Origin of the sequence: Methylocystis borbori (assembly GCF_036576025.1) — a bacterium.
GTDB classification, from domain to species: Bacteria; Pseudomonadota; Alphaproteobacteria; order Rhizobiales; family Beijerinckiaceae; genus Methylocystis; species Methylocystis borbori.
The window spans coordinates 1-14,396 of record NZ_JAZHYN010000065.1 but is presented as its reverse complement, the minus strand read 5'-3'; the positions used below and the strand labels follow the sequence as shown (position 1 = coordinate 14,396).

The 14,396-nt window shown below is 66.2% G+C and carries 16 protein-coding genes and 1 pseudogene; 12 read left to right on the top strand and 5 right to left on the bottom strand.

Annotation, left to right across the window (positions count from 1 at the left end):
- Positions 1-468 (top strand): annotated as a pseudogene (locus tag V3H18_RS15370) (hypothetical protein); the annotation flags it as partial.
- Positions 469-594: 126 nt separating this feature from the next.
- Here the strand turns inward: V3H18_RS15370 and V3H18_RS15365 are convergent.
- Both V3H18_RS15365 and V3H18_RS15360 read right to left on the bottom strand, forming a co-directional pair.
- Positions 595-1,398, bottom strand: coding sequence for a hypothetical protein (locus V3H18_RS15365; protein ID WP_332082946.1), 804 nt, complete (start codon positions 1,396-1,398; stop codon positions 595-597).
- A 67-nt stretch (positions 1,399-1,465) separates the two neighbouring features.
- Positions 1,466-1,807: a DUF6477 family protein gene (locus V3H18_RS15360; protein WP_332082945.1), complete on the bottom strand. Its 342-nt coding sequence runs from the start codon at positions 1,805-1,807 to the stop codon at positions 1,466-1,468.
- A 124-nt stretch (positions 1,808-1,931) separates the two neighbouring features.
- Here V3H18_RS15360 and V3H18_RS15355 point away from each other — a divergent pair, with 124 nt between their 5' ends.
- Positions 1,932-2,288, top strand: a complete 357-nt coding sequence (locus V3H18_RS15355) for a helix-turn-helix domain-containing protein (RefSeq protein ID WP_332082944.1) — start codon at positions 1,932-1,934, stop codon at positions 2,286-2,288.
- Positions 2,285-3,145, top strand: coding sequence for a DUF6456 domain-containing protein (locus V3H18_RS15350; protein WP_332082943.1), 861 nt, complete (start codon positions 2,285-2,287; stop codon positions 3,143-3,145). The genes V3H18_RS15355 and V3H18_RS15350 overlap by 4 nt, the downstream gene beginning before the upstream one ends.
- A 182-nt stretch (positions 3,146-3,327) precedes the next feature.
- Here V3H18_RS15350 and V3H18_RS15345 read toward each other — a convergent pair whose 3' ends face one another.
- Entirely contained in the window at positions 3,328-3,750 is a 423-nt protein-coding gene (locus tag V3H18_RS15345) for a SufE family protein (protein WP_332082942.1), read from the bottom strand.
- A 141-nt stretch (positions 3,751-3,891) separates the two neighbouring features.
- Between V3H18_RS15345 and V3H18_RS15340 the strand changes: the two genes are divergently transcribed.
- The gene (locus V3H18_RS15340; RefSeq protein WP_332082941.1) at positions 3,892-4,488 is read left to right on the top strand and encodes a LemA family protein; all 597 of its coding nucleotides are present in this window, start codon (positions 3,892-3,894) and stop codon (positions 4,486-4,488) included.
- 8 nt (positions 4,489-4,496) lie between these two features.
- A complete protein-coding gene (gene cysE, locus V3H18_RS15335; protein ID WP_332082940.1) occupies positions 4,497-5,345 on the top strand; it encodes a serine O-acetyltransferase in 849 nt (282 codons plus the stop codon).
- Positions 5,346-5,381: 36 nt separating this feature from the next.
- Here cysE and V3H18_RS15330 read toward each other — a convergent pair whose 3' ends face one another.
- Positions 5,382-6,182 (bottom strand): enoyl-CoA hydratase, encoded by an 801-nt coding sequence (locus V3H18_RS15330; RefSeq protein ID WP_332082939.1) that lies wholly within the window; start codon positions 6,180-6,182, stop codon positions 5,382-5,384.
- A gap of 55 nt (positions 6,183-6,237) precedes the next feature.
- Between V3H18_RS15330 and V3H18_RS15325 the strand changes: the two genes are divergently transcribed.
- From V3H18_RS15325 to V3H18_RS15295, 7 genes are all read left to right on the top strand, one after another.
- Positions 6,238-6,951 (top strand): RluA family pseudouridine synthase, encoded by a 714-nt coding sequence (locus V3H18_RS15325; protein ID WP_332082938.1) that lies wholly within the window; start codon positions 6,238-6,240, stop codon positions 6,949-6,951.
- Positions 6,952-7,180: 229 nt separating this feature from the next.
- Complete coding sequence (locus V3H18_RS15320) at positions 7,181-8,716, top strand: TldD/PmbA family protein (protein ID WP_332082937.1); 1,536 nt, start codon at positions 7,181-7,183, stop codon at positions 8,714-8,716.
- A gap of 3 nt (positions 8,717-8,719) precedes the next feature.
- Entirely contained in the window at positions 8,720-10,054 is a 1,335-nt protein-coding gene (locus V3H18_RS15315; RefSeq protein WP_332082936.1) for a TldD/PmbA family protein, read from the top strand.
- A gap of 51 nt (positions 10,055-10,105) precedes the next feature.
- Positions 10,106-11,101 carry an ABC transporter substrate-binding protein gene (locus V3H18_RS15310; protein WP_332082935.1) on the top strand — a complete coding sequence of 332 codons (996 nt, stop codon included), beginning with the start codon at positions 10,106-10,108 and terminating at the stop codon, positions 11,099-11,101.
- A 97-nt stretch (positions 11,102-11,198) separates the two neighbouring features.
- Positions 11,199-11,963: an ABC transporter ATP-binding protein gene (locus tag V3H18_RS15305; protein ID WP_332082934.1), complete on the top strand. Its 765-nt coding sequence runs from the start codon at positions 11,199-11,201 to the stop codon at positions 11,961-11,963.
- Positions 11,960-12,787: an ABC transporter permease gene (locus tag V3H18_RS15300; protein WP_332082933.1), complete on the top strand. Its 828-nt coding sequence runs from the start codon at positions 11,960-11,962 to the stop codon at positions 12,785-12,787. The genes V3H18_RS15305 and V3H18_RS15300 overlap by 4 nt, the downstream gene beginning before the upstream one ends.
- Positions 12,784-13,224, top strand: coding sequence for a GNAT family N-acetyltransferase (locus tag V3H18_RS15295; RefSeq protein ID WP_332082932.1), 441 nt, complete (start codon positions 12,784-12,786; stop codon positions 13,222-13,224). The genes V3H18_RS15300 and V3H18_RS15295 overlap by 4 nt, the downstream gene beginning before the upstream one ends.
- Positions 13,225-13,226: 2 nt before the next feature.
- Here V3H18_RS15295 and V3H18_RS15290 read toward each other — a convergent pair.
- Positions 13,227-14,396, bottom strand: a 1,170-nt coding sequence (locus tag V3H18_RS15290; RefSeq protein ID WP_332082931.1) for a L,D-transpeptidase family protein, incomplete at its 5' end; no start/stop codon positions are given.

The window sequence follows — 14,396 nt, the reverse complement described above, 5'->3', positions numbered from 1 at the left end:
AGGACCGCGCGGCGAACGCTCGCGCTCCCGCTCGATCTCCTGCCGGCGCCTTCGATCATGGCGGGCGTGTCTGAGCGCCGCTCGTCGCCTGCCGCCCCGCCGAGCCCCAAACGCGCGGCGTCAGACGCGGATATCGCCGCCTTGCCGCCGCCTGCGCCCCCGCTCGGGATCCCGAACTGCGCCGGCGACGTCCTGCGGCTCGCCAATTACGCGGCCCGGGTGGCCGAGGGCGTCGCCGCGGGTCCGAACGACGATCTCATGCTCTTCACCGCGAACGGCCAGCCGACCGACAATCTCGCCAAGGCGATGGCCAATATGGCCGCGGTTGAGATCGGGCCGGCGCGCCCGCGCGAAGGGCTGATTCGCACAGCCGTCGCGCAATTGCGCCGGATGCTGGCGGAGCCGACGAAGCCCGCAGCGGCGGACACGCGGCGGGAGTCGCCGGGCGGCAAGCAGGCGGGCCCCTGAGCCCTTGAGCGCGCTGCGAAAAAGTGGAATCCGGTTTTTCGCGTGAAGCGCGCTCTATGCTTTTAGAATCGATCACGTCATCTGCGTTTAGCGATCCCGCCTAAACGCTGCGTGACCTACGCCCAATTACGAGCGCGCCATCAGCTCCAGCGCGAGTCCATAGACTTTCGTGCGCGCGGGCTCGGGCAGCGTCTTCAGCACCTCGAAATAGGTGCGGCCGGCGCCGCACATGCGCGCGTCGTCGAGGGGCGGATCTGGCGTCTTGCCGTCAAGCAGCGCGTCGATCTCGATCTTGCCGAGGCCGCGTTGCGCGAGCGCCCTTTCGAGCAGGCTGAAATCGGCCTCGCTCGGCGCGCCGCGCGCGATCCTTTTCGTCTGCCCGCTCACGATCGCCTCAAGCCCGGCGAGCGCCATGTCGGAGACGATTCCCCGGCGCGAGGCGGCGAATTTCTGGAAATCGAGATTATTCGCGCCGTAAAGGAAGGCGACGCACATGCGCTTGTCCTCCTGCGCCACCGCCTGCAGCACTTCGAGCTGTTTCTCGAAGACCCGCGCCATCGGCTCCGGCTCCGCCTTGGCGGCGAGCGCGCCGCGCGCAAGACGCAGGCGGCGCACCGTCTCCGATAGATAATAATCGACGCTCTGCTCTTCCTTCGTCGCGGCGAGACGGGTCGCGAAATCGTCGATCGCCGACTCGTAATCGGGGGTCAGTGTCTCGCGCAACCGCGCGAAATAGCGGGCGTATTCGGGCGTCGCGGCGATCAGCGCCTCAATCTGCTGACGCGCCGCGCCCTTGTCGCCCGGCGCGCCGCCGCCGAAATCGGCGAGGCCCCGCCCCGGATTGAAGGCCACGGCGAGAAGGCCGACGCCGACGAAGACGGCGACGAGGGCCGCGGTCAACAGCGCCAATATTTTTTCCAGATGGCTCAATCGTCCTCGCGACTCGGCTGACCTTCGCCTTTTAAAACATTGCCTCTTGCGGCGAAAGCGCCCGCGCTCACGCGCGGCCAAGCAGGCGATGGAGCCTTGCGGTTTCGGCGCGATGGGCGATGAGAAGGGCGATATGGCGGTTGAGGTCATAGCTCCAATGGCCCCGCCGCGCCCGCTCGCTTCGCATCGCGCGCTCGATTTCCTTAAGCGCCGAGCGGGCGGCTTGCGGCGTTTCGCTGGCGATGATTTCGGCGGAGAGCCGCGGAAAACGCGCGAGCGCGCTCAAGCGATCGTAGCCCTCAAGCCCGGCGGCGAGCGCCGCGTCGAGCGCGCTGCGCGCTTCGGCCTCGAAGCGAGGGGGACGAAATTGGCGAAGCCCGTGGACGGGGGCATCAAACTGTTGCGTCATGCGATCCTCCATGACGCAAGAGAATGATCTCCCAATCGCGCCTGAGGATGAGAAATTTATTCCTCTTGAATAGGATTATTTTCCATACTAGCCTTATCCCCTTCGGAATAAGGGAGTTTTTTCAATGTTCGTCGATTCCGCGCTCCAGCCCGATCTTGATTCAAGCCTTTGCGCCGCGGCCGCCGCCGCCGCGCGCGGCGCGCCCTTCACGGAGGTGATTTCCCCTCGCCGCTCCAGCCGCCCTGTCGCCCGCGCCCGGCAATTCGCCGTCTATCTGCGCCATGTCGCGCTCGGCGCGACACTCTCCGCTTGCGCGCGGGCTTTCGCGCGCGACCGCGCCACGATGCGTCATGCCTGCGCGCGCATCGAGGACAGGCGCGACGATCCGCGATTCGACGCCTGCGTCCGCCATCTGGAGGCGGCGCTCGCCGCCCAGCGCGAAACGATCCGCACGCTCGTCGGCGAGGAGCGCGCGCAATGAAGAAGATCGCGCGCAAGGACGAACCGCACGACATCGACCGCGCGCTGCGCCGTCTGCTGCAGGCGCTTGCAGAGCCCGGCGCCTGCGGCGCTTCAAGCGAACTCGACGATGCGACCATCATCGTGCGCGCCGCGAGCAAGGGCGTCACCATCGTGCGCGCCCAACTGCCCAAGGCGATTGGCGACGCGGCGCTGAAAGACGGACTCGCGCGCTGGGAAGGCGCGGGCGCGGCGCAGCGCCTGACGCTGACCGACGCCGGCCGCGCGCATCTGCGCCGGCTCGCCGCGCCGCTTACGCCGGAGGCCGAAAGCTTTCGCGCCCAGCATGGGCGCTATGCGCTGCGGCCGATCGAAAAAGGCGCCCCGCCGACGCTCGTCAACGAGGCCGAAAGTCCGCTCGCCTGGCTGGCGCGGCGCAAGGATCGCGACGGGCGTCCCTTTCTCGACGGCGCGCAGGTCGAGGCGGGCGAGCGTTTCCGCCGCGACATCGAACAGGCGCAATTGCGCCAGCGCGTCACCGCCAATTGGGAGGCCTCGATCAACGCCGCCCGCCGCGGCGCCGAAGCGGGCGTCGCCGTCTCCGAGATCGCCCTGGACGCGCGCCAGCGCCTCGCGCACGCCTTCGACGCCGTGGGGCCGGAGATGGCCGGACTGCTGACCGACGTCTGCGGCTATCTCAAGGGGCTGGAGATCGTCGAAAGCGAACGCGGCTGGCCGCCGCGCTCGGGCAAGGTGGTCTTGAAAATCGCGCTCGACCGCCTCGCGCGTCACTACGGCCTCGCCGTTGAAGCGCGCGGCCGCGACCGCGCGCAGGCGCTGCTGCATTGGGGCGCGGAGGATTATCGGCCGAATTTGTAACGACAGATCATTCGCGCCAATCCCCCGGCCCCTCACCTTACCTCTCCCCGCAAGCGGGGAGAGGAGGCGGTAAGCGTTACGCCCTATCAATTAAGGGCGCGGCGTCGATGACCCCTCTCCCCGCTTGCGGGGAGAGGTGAGGTGAGGGGCTCGGGGCATTTTGCGGAAGGCAAATCGCCGTCCTAACCCGCCAGCGCCTCGCGCGCCTCCTTCTTGATGCGCTCGACCATTGAGCGCAGCCCGTTGGCGCGCTGCGGCGTGAGATGTTCGGCGAGCCCGAGCTCCTTGAAGAGCGGCGCGGCGTCGGTCTCGATAATCTCCTGCGCGGGCCTTCCCGAATAGAGCGCCAATACCAGCGCCACGAGGCCGCGCACGATATGGGCGTCGCTGTCGCCGCGAAAGGAGAGGACCGCGCGCCCATCCAAGTCGCGCGCGCGCGTCGTTTCGAGCCACACCTGGCTCGCGCAGCCGCGCACTTTATTCGCGTCCGTATAAGCGTCCTTGGGCAGCGGCTCCAGCGTGCGGCCGAGCTCGATGAGATAGCGGTAGCGGTCCTCCCATTCGTCGAGCAGTTCGAAATTGCCGATGATCTCGTCGATTTGCATGTCGCGCCGCTTCCTTTCGAGCTTGCGGCATTCTACGCCAAATTCGGCGTCGCGCCTCGCTCTTTCCTTGGCCGGCGCCCCGCCTTACATTGCATTGCGACAATCGGCCGGCGCGAAAGCGCCGCTTCGCGGAGTTTCGTCATGAGCAATTTGTCCGGCTGGCGCGCCGTCGCGGTCGCCGTTTTCCTGAGCCTGAGCCTCTCGGCCTGCGGCTACAACGCTATTCCGACGCTCGAGGAAAACGCCAAGGCGAAATGGGCGGACGTGCAGTCGCAATATCAGCGCCGCGCCGATCTCATTCCCAATCTCGTGGCGACGGTGCAGGGATACGCCAAGCAGGAAAAGGAAGTGCTCACCGCCGTCATCGAGGCGCGCGCCAAGGCGACCTCGGTGAAGGTGGACGCAAATTCGCTCACCGACCCCGAGAAGATCAAGGCGTTTCAGGACGCGCAGAGCCAGCTCACCGGCGCGCTCGGACGCCTCATCGCGGTGAGCGAAGCCTATCCCGATTTGAAATCGAACCAGAATTTCCTCGCGCTGCAATCGCAGCTCGAAGGCACGGAGAACCGCATCAATGTCGCGCGGCGCGACTACATCGAGGCCGTGCGCGAATTCAACACTTCGCTGCGCACCTTCCCGACGCTGCTCTGGGCGAAGACCTTCTTCGCCGGGACGAAGCCGATGGCGGAATTTTCCGCGAGCGACGCCGCGCAATCGCCGCCGCAGGTGAAATTTTAGGGAGTAGGATGGACGCCGTCCCGCCCGTCGAGAGCCAGACGCCGCCGCGCGCGGCGGAGGCCATGTGGGCGCATATGCGCCGCGAGGCGGAAGAGGCGCTGCGCCTCGATCCCTCGCTGACCCCGCTCATGCTGGGCGCGATCCTCAATCGCGCGTCGCTCGAAGAGGCGGTCGTCCATCGCATCAGCGCGCGGCTCGGCGGTTCGGCGATGGACGCCGACATGATCGCCGACGCCTTCACGCAGGCGATCGAGGAGGACGATGAGATCGGCGACGCCTTTCGCGCCGATCTTGCGGCCTATGTCGAGCGCGATCCCGCCTGCGGGCGAATGATCGAGCCCCTGCTCTATTTCAAAGGCTTCCACGCCATTCAATCGGCGCGGCTGTCGCACGCCTTATGGCGCGCGCGCCGCAGCGACTTCGCCTATTACGTTCAAAGCCGCGCCTCGGACGCGCTCGCCGCCGACATTCATCCGGCCGCGCGCTTCGGCAAGGGCCTCTTTCTCGATCATGCGACGGGCTTCGTCGTCGGCGAAACGGCGGTGGTCGAGGACGATGTGTCGATCCTGCATAATGTGACGCTCGGGGGCACCGGCAAGATGGCGGGCGACCGCCATCCGAAAGTGCGCCACGGCGTCATGATCGGCGCCGGCGCGAAAATCCTCGGCAATATCGAGATCGGCGCCTGTTCGCGCATCGCGGCGGGATCGGTGGTGCTGAAGTCGGTGCCGAAAAATTCGATCGTCGCCGGCGTGCCGGCGAAAGTCATCGGAACGGAGGACTGCGCCGAGCCCGCGCGCGATATGGATCAGATTTTACAGGGCCTCGCCTATGATTCTTTCGACTACGGGATTTGAGCGGGCTCTTGCTTCTTATTTGCAACGACGGACTTGTCAGCGCCCGGTGAATTTCGGCTCGCGCTTTTCGAGAAAGGCCGCGGAGCCTTCGGTATAATCGGCGCTGTCGAAACAGGCCTGCGCGAGCGCCTCGCAATCTTCATTGGACGGCGCGCCGGGCAGACGCGCGGCTGCGCGTATCGCCGCCTTGGCGGCGCGCAAGGTCAGCGGCGCATTGGCGGCGATGGACTCGGCGAGTTCATGCACCGCGCCCTCGAAGCTCTCCTGATTGAAGACCCGCGCGACAAAGCCCTTGGCGCGCGCTTCGTCGGCCTTCAACCGTCGCGCCGTATAGAAGAGATCGAAGGCGAGGTGCGACCCGACGGCGGCCACGACATAGGCCATCGCCGGCGGCGGATAGCCGACGCCGAGCCGGCCCGCGGGAATGGAAAAGAGCGCCCGCTCATCCGCGACGCGCAGATCGCAGGCGGCGGCGATTCCCATGCCGCCGCCCAGGCAAAAGCCGGAAATCGCCGCGACCGTGGGCTTGGAGAGATTGGAGATCGCGTCGAAAGCCTCGACATTGGCGGCTTCATAGGCTTTCCCGCCCTCGCTCGTCGCCCGCAGGGAGGAAAATTCGCTGATATCCGCGCCGGCGCAAAAGGGGAGACCCGGCGCGCCGCTGATGACGAGAACCCGCGCCGTTTCCTCCGCATCGATCGCGCGCATCAGCGCGGGAAGCGCGCGCCACATCTCGAAATCGAAGGCGTTGCGCTTGGCGGCGTGGTCGATATAGAGGCGCGCGACGCCAAATTCGACGGCGAGGCGCAGCTTGGACGTTGGCGAAGAAATGGTCATGGCCGCTGTCTAGCAGAAAGGCGAAAAGATTGCGCGCGCCTGCTATGGATAGGCCATGAATGAGACTGTCGCGCCGGCGCCCGATCTTCTCGCCCGCCTACTGCATCGCGACGGGCTGATGCTCATTATCGACAAGCCGGCGGGCGTCCCCGTGCATCGCGGCCCCAAAGGCGGCCCGAGCCTGGAGGACGCTTTCGACCAGTTGCGATTCGGCCTGCCGCGCCCGCCGGCCCTCGCCCATCGGCTCGATAAGGACACCTCCGGCTGCCTTGTTCTTGGGCGCCACCGCAAGGCGCTGGAGCGGCTCGGCAAGCTGTTCAAATCGGGACGCATCGGCAAGACCTATTGGGCGGTCGTCGAAGGCGCGCCGGAAGGCGACGAAGGCGAGATCGACCTGGCGCTCGGCCGGCTCGACGCCGCGCGCGGCTGGTGGATGCGGCCGGACCCCTTGGGCTTGCCAGCGCGCACCTCCTGGCGCGTATTGGGCAGGAGCGCGGACTCAGGGCGCGCCTTCGTCGAATTTGCGCCGCATACGGGCCGCACCCATCAGATCCGCGTCCATGCGCAGGCCATGGGCTGGCCGATTCTCGGCGATCCCATCTACGGCTCGGGACGGCGCGAAGGCGCGCCGCCGCTGCACCTCCATGCCCGCGCGATCGACGTTCCGATGCAGGAAGGCAAGCCCTCCGCCCGCGCCGTGGCGCCGGCGCCCGCGCATATGCGAGAGGCGCTCGCCGCCTGCGGCTGGCGCGGCGACGAGACTGGCTAAAGAACGGACAGGCCCGCCGATTGCAAAATGGCGGCGGAGCCCCCAACATATTCGAGCGACTTCAGAGTCTCGCCCATAATGCGAAACCTCATCCTGAGGAGCGAGCGTAGCTCGCGTCTCGAAGGATGCTCCAGAGGTAAGATACTAGCTGCTTCACCCTTCGAGACGCGCCTTTCAGGCGCTCCTCAGGGTGAGGACAAGAATGACTTCGGACTCTCGGGAGAAACACATGGCGGCCGCCGCCGCGCCCGGCATCGAGACGACGCAAGCCTTGAGGCGCGACGGCGAGTTCGCGCTCGATCGCGCGCTGCTTTACGATCTCGCCGATATGGCGTTCGCCGCGGCGAAACGGGGCGGCGCGAGCTACGCCGACATCAGGATCGGCGAGACGCTGCGCGAATACGCCTTCGCCCGGGACGAGCGGCTCGAAAATTACGACGAGCGTTCGGCGCAGGGCTTTGGCCTCCGCGTGCTGCTCGACGGCTCCTGGGGATTTTACGGGGCGCGGCGTCTCGATCGGGAAAGCGTCCTCGCCGGCGTCGAGCGCGCGCTCGACAACGCCCGCGCGGTGAAGCCGATCCAGGCGCGCCCGATCGCCTTGGAGCGGCTGCCCGCGCATGAGGCCGAGTGGGTCATGCCCATGGCGGTCGATCCTTTCGCGATTCCCCCAGGCGAAAAGGCCGATCTCCTGCTGGCGGTCAATGCGCGCGCGCGCGATCGCGGCGCGGATTTCTGCACCGCCTCGCTCTCCATCGCGCGCGAAGAAAGATTCTTCGCCAACAGTTTCGGCAGCCGCATTTTGCAGACGCGCACGCGCGTCGCGCCGGACTTTCAGGCCGTCGCCATCGACCGCGCGAGCGGCCGTTTCGCGACGCGCGCCAACCTGACCCCCGCGCGCGGCGCAGGCTGGGAATATATCGTCGGCGCCGGCCTCGTCGAAGAAGCCGGGCGCGCCGGCGAGGAGGCGCGCGCCAAGCTCGCCGCCAAGCCCGTGACGAGCGGCGATTACGACGTCGTGATCGACCCCACCAATCTCTGGCTCACCATTCACGAAACCGTCGGCCATTCGACCGAACTCGACCGCGTCCTCGGCTGGGAGGCGAATTTCGCCGGAACGAGTTTCGTGAAGCCCGACATGCTCGGCCAATTGCGCTTCGGTTCGGAGCTGATGACCATCGTCGCCGACCGCTCGCAGCCGGGCGCGCTATCGACGATCGGTTTCGACGATGACGGCGCGCCGGCGCAAGCCGCCGAATTCGCCATCGTCGAAAAGGGCGTTTTGAAGAATTTTCAGATGGCGCTGGGACAAGCGCATCTCATTGGCCTCGCGCACTCCAATGGGTGCGCCTACGCCGACAGCCCGACGACATTTCCCATTCAGCGCATGCCGAATATTTCGCTAAAAGCCAATCCGCAAAAATGCGCCTTGGACGATCTCGTCAATGGCGTCGAGAATGGAATTTATGTCGTCGGCGCCGGAAGCTGGAGCATCGACCAGCAGCGCGACAATTTCCAATTCGGCGGACAGCTTTTTTACGAGATCAAGAACGGCAAAATCGGCGAACTCCTGCGCGACGGCGCCTATCAGGGACGCACCACGCAATTCTGGAATTCGCTCGATGGGCTTTGCGACGCGAGCGCCTATCATCTCGACGGCACTTTCACCTGCGGCAAGGCGGAGCCGGTGCAGCTCGCGCCGGTCTCGCATGGGAGTCCGCCCGCGCTCTTTCGCAATGTGCGCGTGCTGAATACGAACGACGCATAGCGCATGTTCCTTTCCTCAGAAGAAACCAAGGCGATCGCCGACAAAATTCTCGCGCGCTCCAAAGCCGACGCCTGCGTCGTCAGGATCGAAGGCGGCGAGAATCAAAGCCTGCGTTTCGCGCGCGGCGGCGCGACGACCAATCTCGCCCAGGCGGAAGCGAGCCTGCGCGTCGCCTCGCATATCGGCGGGCGCGTCGGCTCTTGCTCCACGACGCGCTTCGACGACGATGCGCTCGATGCGGCGCTCGCGCGCTCGGAAGCGATCGCGCGCATGCTGCCGGTCGACCCCGATTATGTGGCGCCGCTCGGCCCGCAGAATTACGGCTTCTCCAACCGCTATGACGAAGCGACGGCGAATCTGCGCCTCGACGCGCTCGCGGGCGCCGCGGCGCAGACGATCGAGGAAGGCGCGCGCGTCGGCGTCGAGACTTTCGGCTGCGCGACGAGCGCGAAGCGCTTCGAGGCGCTTGCGACCAGCGCCGGACTTTTCGCCTATGAACGGCGCAGCGAGATCGATCTCTCGGCGACCGCGCGCAATCGCGCCGACGCCTGGTCGGGCTGGGCCGGCGCGCATCAGTTCGACGTCGCGCGGCTCGACGCCGGCGCGCTCGCGCGCATCGCTTGCGCCAAAGGCGCGCATGAGGCGACGCCCGTCGATCTCGAACCTGGCGCCTATACCGTCATTCTCGAACCCGAAGCGACCGCCGAACTCGCGGAATGGCTGATAAGCGCGATGGACGCCCGCGCCGCCGACGAAGGCCGCAGCTTTTTCACGCGTCCTGGCGGCGGCGCGCTGACGGGCGAAAAGCTCTTCGACGAAAAGCTGACGATCCGCGTCGACCCCGCCGATCCGCTCGCGCCGGAAGCCGCCGTCGGCTTTGAGGGCGTGCCGCATCGCCCGCGCGCCTTCATCGAAAACGGCGTCGCGACGACGCTCTATCGTTCGCGCGCCTGGGCGCAGAAGACGGAGCGCGAAGCGATCCCCTATGCCCACAATTTCGTCGTCGCGGGCGGCGGCGCCTCGCTCGACGACATGATCCGCGCGACGAAGCGCGGCGTGCTGGTGACGCGGGTCTGGTACACTAATATGGTGGAGCCGAAGAGCCTGCTGCTCACGGGGCTCACGCGCGACGGCAATTTCCTCGTCGAGAATGGCCGCATCGTCGCGCCCGTGCGCAATATGCGCTTCAACCAGCGGCTCGGCGATCTCTTTTCGAATATCGTCATGATGGGCGAAACGCAGCGCGCCTGGCGGGCGGCGGGCGGCGGCGGCGCGCCGGCCGCGCCGGCGATGCTCGTTGACGGCTTCAACTTCTCGTCGAAATCAAGCGGGATATAGAGCGGGCGCGCCTTCGTGTATGATGGCGGCGCTTCAATGGAGCCTCCCCTCATGCGATTTGTCTCATTCACTGTCGCCTGCATCGCCCTTCTCCTCGCGGCGCCCGCGCAGGCGCTCGACAAGGTGAGCTTCGCCACCAATTGGCGGGCCGAGGCGGAGCATGGCGGCTTCTATCAGGCGGTGGCCGACGGCACCTATGCGCGCTACGGCCTCGACGTGACCATCATGCAGGGCGGCCCGCAGCTCAACGCGCGGCTGCTGCTCGCGGCGGGCCGGGTGGATTTCGCCATGGGCGCCAATACGATTCAGATGTTCGAATCCGTCCAGGAGAATGTGCCGATCGTCACCGTCGCGAGCCTGTTCCAGCTCGATCCCGTCATCTTCCTGTCGCACCCGGGCGTCGGCCTCGACCGTTTCGAGGATTTGCCCAAGGCGACGGCCTTTATCGCGAGCGACACGCGCGCCACGGTCTGGCAATGGCTGAAGCAGGCCTATGGGTTCAAGGATCAAAAGACCAAACCCTATAATTTCAACTCGGCGCCTTTCATCGCCGACAAGAATTCGATCCAGCAGGGCTTCCTCACCTCGGAACCCTATGCGATCGAGCGCCAGGGAGGCTTCAAGCCGAATGTGTTTTTGCTGTCCAATTACGGCTACGACAGCTATGCGTCGACGATCGACGCGCGCGCTTCGACGATCGCGAAAAACCCCGATCTCGTGCAGCGTTTCGTCGACGCGTCGATCATCGGCTGGTACAATTACCTCTATGGCGACAATTCGGGCGCGAATGCGCTGATCAAGCGCGATAATCCCGAAATGACGGACGGTCAGATCGCCTATTCCGTCGCCAAGCTGAAAGAAGACGGCGTCGTCGATTCCGGCGACGCGCTGTCGCTCGGCATCGGCGCGATCACCGACGCGCGCATGCAGAGCTTTTTCGATAAAATGGCGACGGCCGGCGTCGTTCCCGCCACTGTCGACTTCAAACGCGGCTATACGCTGCGCTTCATCGGCAAGAAGGTCGGCATGGAGCTGCGGCCGAAATGACGGGCGCGGAGCCGACATGCCTGCGCTTGTCGCAGGCGCCCGGGCGCGGCCGGATCAAGCCCGGCCATGAGGCGCGCCGAACGTCATGGACGCGCCAATGACCTCGCGCGCGGTCGTCTCGCTCCATGGCGTCGGCAAGACCTTCCCGAGCGGCCTCACCGCGCTCGCCGCTTTCGACCTCGACGTGCGCGAAGGCGAGACGCTGACGCTGCTCGGTCCCTCGGGCTGCGGCAAATCGACGGCGCTCCGGCTCATCGCGGGCCTGGCGGCCCCGAGCGTCGGCGCCATCACATGGCGCGAGACGCAGGCGAAAAACAACATCGGCTTCGTCTTTCAGGACCCGACATTGCTGCCCTGGGCGAGCGTCTTCGACAATGTCTATCTGCCGCTGCGGCTCAAGGGCGAGAGCCGCGAAGCGGCGGCGCCGCGCGTCAAGGAGGCGCTGGCGCATGTAAGTCTTTCCGATTTCGCGCGCGCGCGGCCGCGCGAACTCTCGGGCGGCATGAAAATGCGCTGCGCCATCGCCCGCGCGCTCGTCACGCGCCCGGCGCTCATCCTGATGGACGAGCCTTTCGCCGCGCTCGACGAAGTGACGCGTTTCAAGCTCAACGACGATCTTCTGGCGCTGAAAGGCGACATTGGCGCGACGATCGTTTTCGTCACCCACTCCGTGTTCGAAGCCGCCTATCTTTCGACGCGCATCCTGGTCATGTCGCGGCAGCGCGGACAGATCGTCGAGGAGATCGTCATCGATCCCGCGCTCGCGCGCGACGACGAGTTCCGGTTGAGCGAGACATTCGCGGACATCTGCCGGCGCGCCTCGCGGGCGCTGCGCGCCGCGACGGAAGCGATGACGCCATGACCATGCAAAGCCATTCGACGCCAAGCCTGTCGACGCCAAGCCTGTCAACGCCATTGCGCGACATCGGCGCGCCGCTCGTCATCTTCATCGCGGCCCTCGCGGCATGGGAAGGGATCGTCGCCTGGAAGCAGATCCCGCCCTACATCCTGCCCGCGCCGAGCGTCATCGCCGCGAAACTCGTCGAGGACCGCGCGCTCCTCTTCTCGTCGCTGATGGTGACGCTCGGCGTGACCCTCAAGGCGCTTCTTATCGCGACCCTCGCGGGGGTGGCTCTCGCGCTGCTCATCGCGCAGTCGAAATGGCTGGAGCGCGCGCTTCTGCCTTTCGCCATCATATTGCAGGTGACGCCGATCATCGCCATCGCGCCGCTGCTGCTCGTCTATCTGCAGCCGGGAAGCGCGGTGCTGGTTTGCGCTTTTCTCGTCGCCTTCTTTCCGATTCTCTCCAACACCTCGCTCGGCCTCGCCTCGGTCGACCACGCGCTGCGCGACCTCTTCGATCTTTATCGCGCCAACCCCTGGCAGAAGCTTGTTTATCTGCGCCTGCCGGCGGCGCTGCCGCAATTCTTGACGGGTCTGCGCATCGGCGGCGGCCTCGCTCTCATCGGCGCCATCGTCGCGGAGCTTGCGGCGGGCGCATCGGGGCAAGGAACCGGCCTCGCCTTTCGCATCGTCGAGGCGGGCTTTCGCCTCGACATTCCGCGCATGTTCGCGGCGCTGGCGCTGATTTCGCTGAGCGGCCTTGCGATCTACGGCGCGCTCGCGGCGCTGTCCTATTTTCTGCTGCGCGGCTGGCACGAGAGCGCGCGGGCGGAAGACGAATGACTTGCGTCCGCGACATTCGCGAGGCGGACGCCGCGGACTGGCGCAGGCTCTGGTCCGGCTACAATGATTTCTACGAAATGGCGGTTCCCGACGAGGTGACGGAATTCACCTTGCGCCGCCTTCTCGACTCGAACTCGGCCCTACTCGGCCGGATCGCGGAAAAGGACGAGCGAATCGCCGGCTTTTCCATTTCCGTGCTGCATGACAGCACCTGGACCTCGTCGCGCGCCTGCTATCTCGAAGACCTGTTCGTCGATCCCGACTTTCGCGGCGCGGGCGTGGGACGCGCGCTCATTCAAGACCTCGTCGATCTTGGACGCGCGCGCGGCTGGTCGCGCCTCTATTGGCACACGCAGGCGAGCAATGAACGCGCGCGGCGGCTTTACGATACATTCGTCGCGGCGGACAATTTCGTCCGCTATCGCCCGACGCTGTAGCCTCACTGCTCGGCGAGGCCGCCGATCATGTCGAGGCCATAAACGTCGTCGCGAAAATGCACGAGGCCGTCGGCCGACGCCCACCCGGTCATATAGACCCAGATGACCGGCACGGGATGAGTCAGCTTCACGTCCTCGCGCTCGCCGCTGGCGATCTTGGCGGTGATCGCCGCCTTGTCGAGCGTGGGGCCGGAGTCGCCGTCGAGCACCCAGGCGGCAAGATCGACGACGCCCTGCACGCGCACGCAGCCGTGCGACAGGAAGCGATAGTCATTGGCGAAGAGATTGCGCGACGGCGTGTCGTGCATATAGACCGAATAGGAATTGGGCATCGACAGGCGGATCGAGCCCAGCGAATTATTCTTGCCCGAATCCTGACGCAGCGTGTAATGCGTCGCGCGCTCGCTCGCCCAGTTGACCGAACGCGGATCGACCTCGTCGCCATGGGCGTTCAGCACGCGAATATGCGAGCGCGTGAGATAGCCGGGGTCTTTCAGCATTTTCGGCGCAATTTCATTCTTGATGATCGAGACCGGCACCGTCCATGTCGGATTGATGTTCACCGCGACGACCTTCGCCTCGACTTCCGGCGAGTGATGGTCCGGGTCGCCGACGATGGCGGCGTAGCGGCGCACGACGCGGTCGTTCTCCACCGCCTCCACGGCGGTCGAGGGAATGTTGACGATGATATAGCGCGCGCCAAAGGGGAAATTGACGCCCGCGAGCCGTTGCGCGCTCGACGCCAACTGCCGGAAGCGCACGGCCGCCGGAATGTCGAGTTCGCGCAGCGTGGCGCCCGCGACGACGCCGGTCTGCTTGAGCCCCATGCGATATTGGAAGCGCTTCACGGCGGCGGCGAGATCGGCGTCCCAACTCGGCTTCGCGACATTCGTGACGCGGTCGTCCTCGGCGGCGAGTCGGCGGCGCAAATTGACGACGGCCGCGCCTTTCGAGCCCGGCTTCAGCGGCACGCCGACCGTCGGCCAGCCGCCCTGATCGGCGATCCGCGCATAACGTTCGGAGGCTTTCGACGTGACGAAAAAAGTCTCTGGCTGCAACGCCGGCGTCGGGTCGTCGGAGAGCGCGTTTTCGCGCGGCGGCGCGGCGGGCTTCGATTTCGGCTTTGGCGTCGGCGCGGCGGCCTGCGCGGGCGCGGCCGAATCGGGAGCGGG

What these genes read in the sequence shown, in the direction of transcription:
- V3H18_RS15340 (WP_332082941.1), top strand. Translation starts at nt 3,892, where the DNA reads ATGAGCAATTTGTCCGGCTGGCGCGCCGTCGCGGTCGCCGTTTTCCTG.
- V3H18_RS15360 (WP_332082945.1), bottom strand. Translation starts at nt 1,807, where the DNA reads ATGACGCAACAGTTTGATGCCCCCGTCCACGGGCTTCGCCAATTTCGT.
- V3H18_RS15355 (WP_332082944.1), top strand. Translation starts at nt 1,932, where the DNA reads ATGTTCGTCGATTCCGCGCTCCAGCCCGATCTTGATTCAAGCCTTTGC.
- V3H18_RS15350 (WP_332082943.1), top strand. Translation starts at nt 2,285, where the DNA reads ATGAAGAAGATCGCGCGCAAGGACGAACCGCACGACATCGACCGCGCG.
- V3H18_RS15325 (WP_332082938.1), top strand. Translation starts at nt 6,238, where the DNA reads ATGAATGAGACTGTCGCGCCGGCGCCCGATCTTCTCGCCCGCCTACTG.
- V3H18_RS15300 (WP_332082933.1), top strand. Translation starts at nt 11,960, where the DNA reads ATGACCATGCAAAGCCATTCGACGCCAAGCCTGTCGACGCCAAGCCTG.
- V3H18_RS15315 (WP_332082936.1), top strand. Translation starts at nt 8,720, where the DNA reads ATGTTCCTTTCCTCAGAAGAAACCAAGGCGATCGCCGACAAAATTCTC.
- V3H18_RS15320 (WP_332082937.1), top strand. Translation starts at nt 7,181, where the DNA reads ATGGCGGCCGCCGCCGCGCCCGGCATCGAGACGACGCAAGCCTTGAGG.
- V3H18_RS15295 (WP_332082932.1), top strand. Translation starts at nt 12,784, where the DNA reads ATGACTTGCGTCCGCGACATTCGCGAGGCGGACGCCGCGGACTGGCGC.
- V3H18_RS15330 (WP_332082939.1), bottom strand. Translation starts at nt 6,182, where the DNA reads ATGACCATTTCTTCGCCAACGTCCAAGCTGCGCCTCGCCGTCGAATTT.
- V3H18_RS15345 (WP_332082942.1), bottom strand. Translation starts at nt 3,750, where the DNA reads ATGCAAATCGACGAGATCATCGGCAATTTCGAACTGCTCGACGAATGG.
- V3H18_RS15305 (WP_332082934.1), top strand. Translation starts at nt 11,199, where the DNA reads ATGACCTCGCGCGCGGTCGTCTCGCTCCATGGCGTCGGCAAGACCTTC.
- cysE (WP_332082940.1), top strand. Translation starts at nt 4,497, where the DNA reads ATGGACGCCGTCCCGCCCGTCGAGAGCCAGACGCCGCCGCGCGCGGCG.
- V3H18_RS15310 (WP_332082935.1), top strand. Translation starts at nt 10,106, where the DNA reads ATGCGATTTGTCTCATTCACTGTCGCCTGCATCGCCCTTCTCCTCGCG.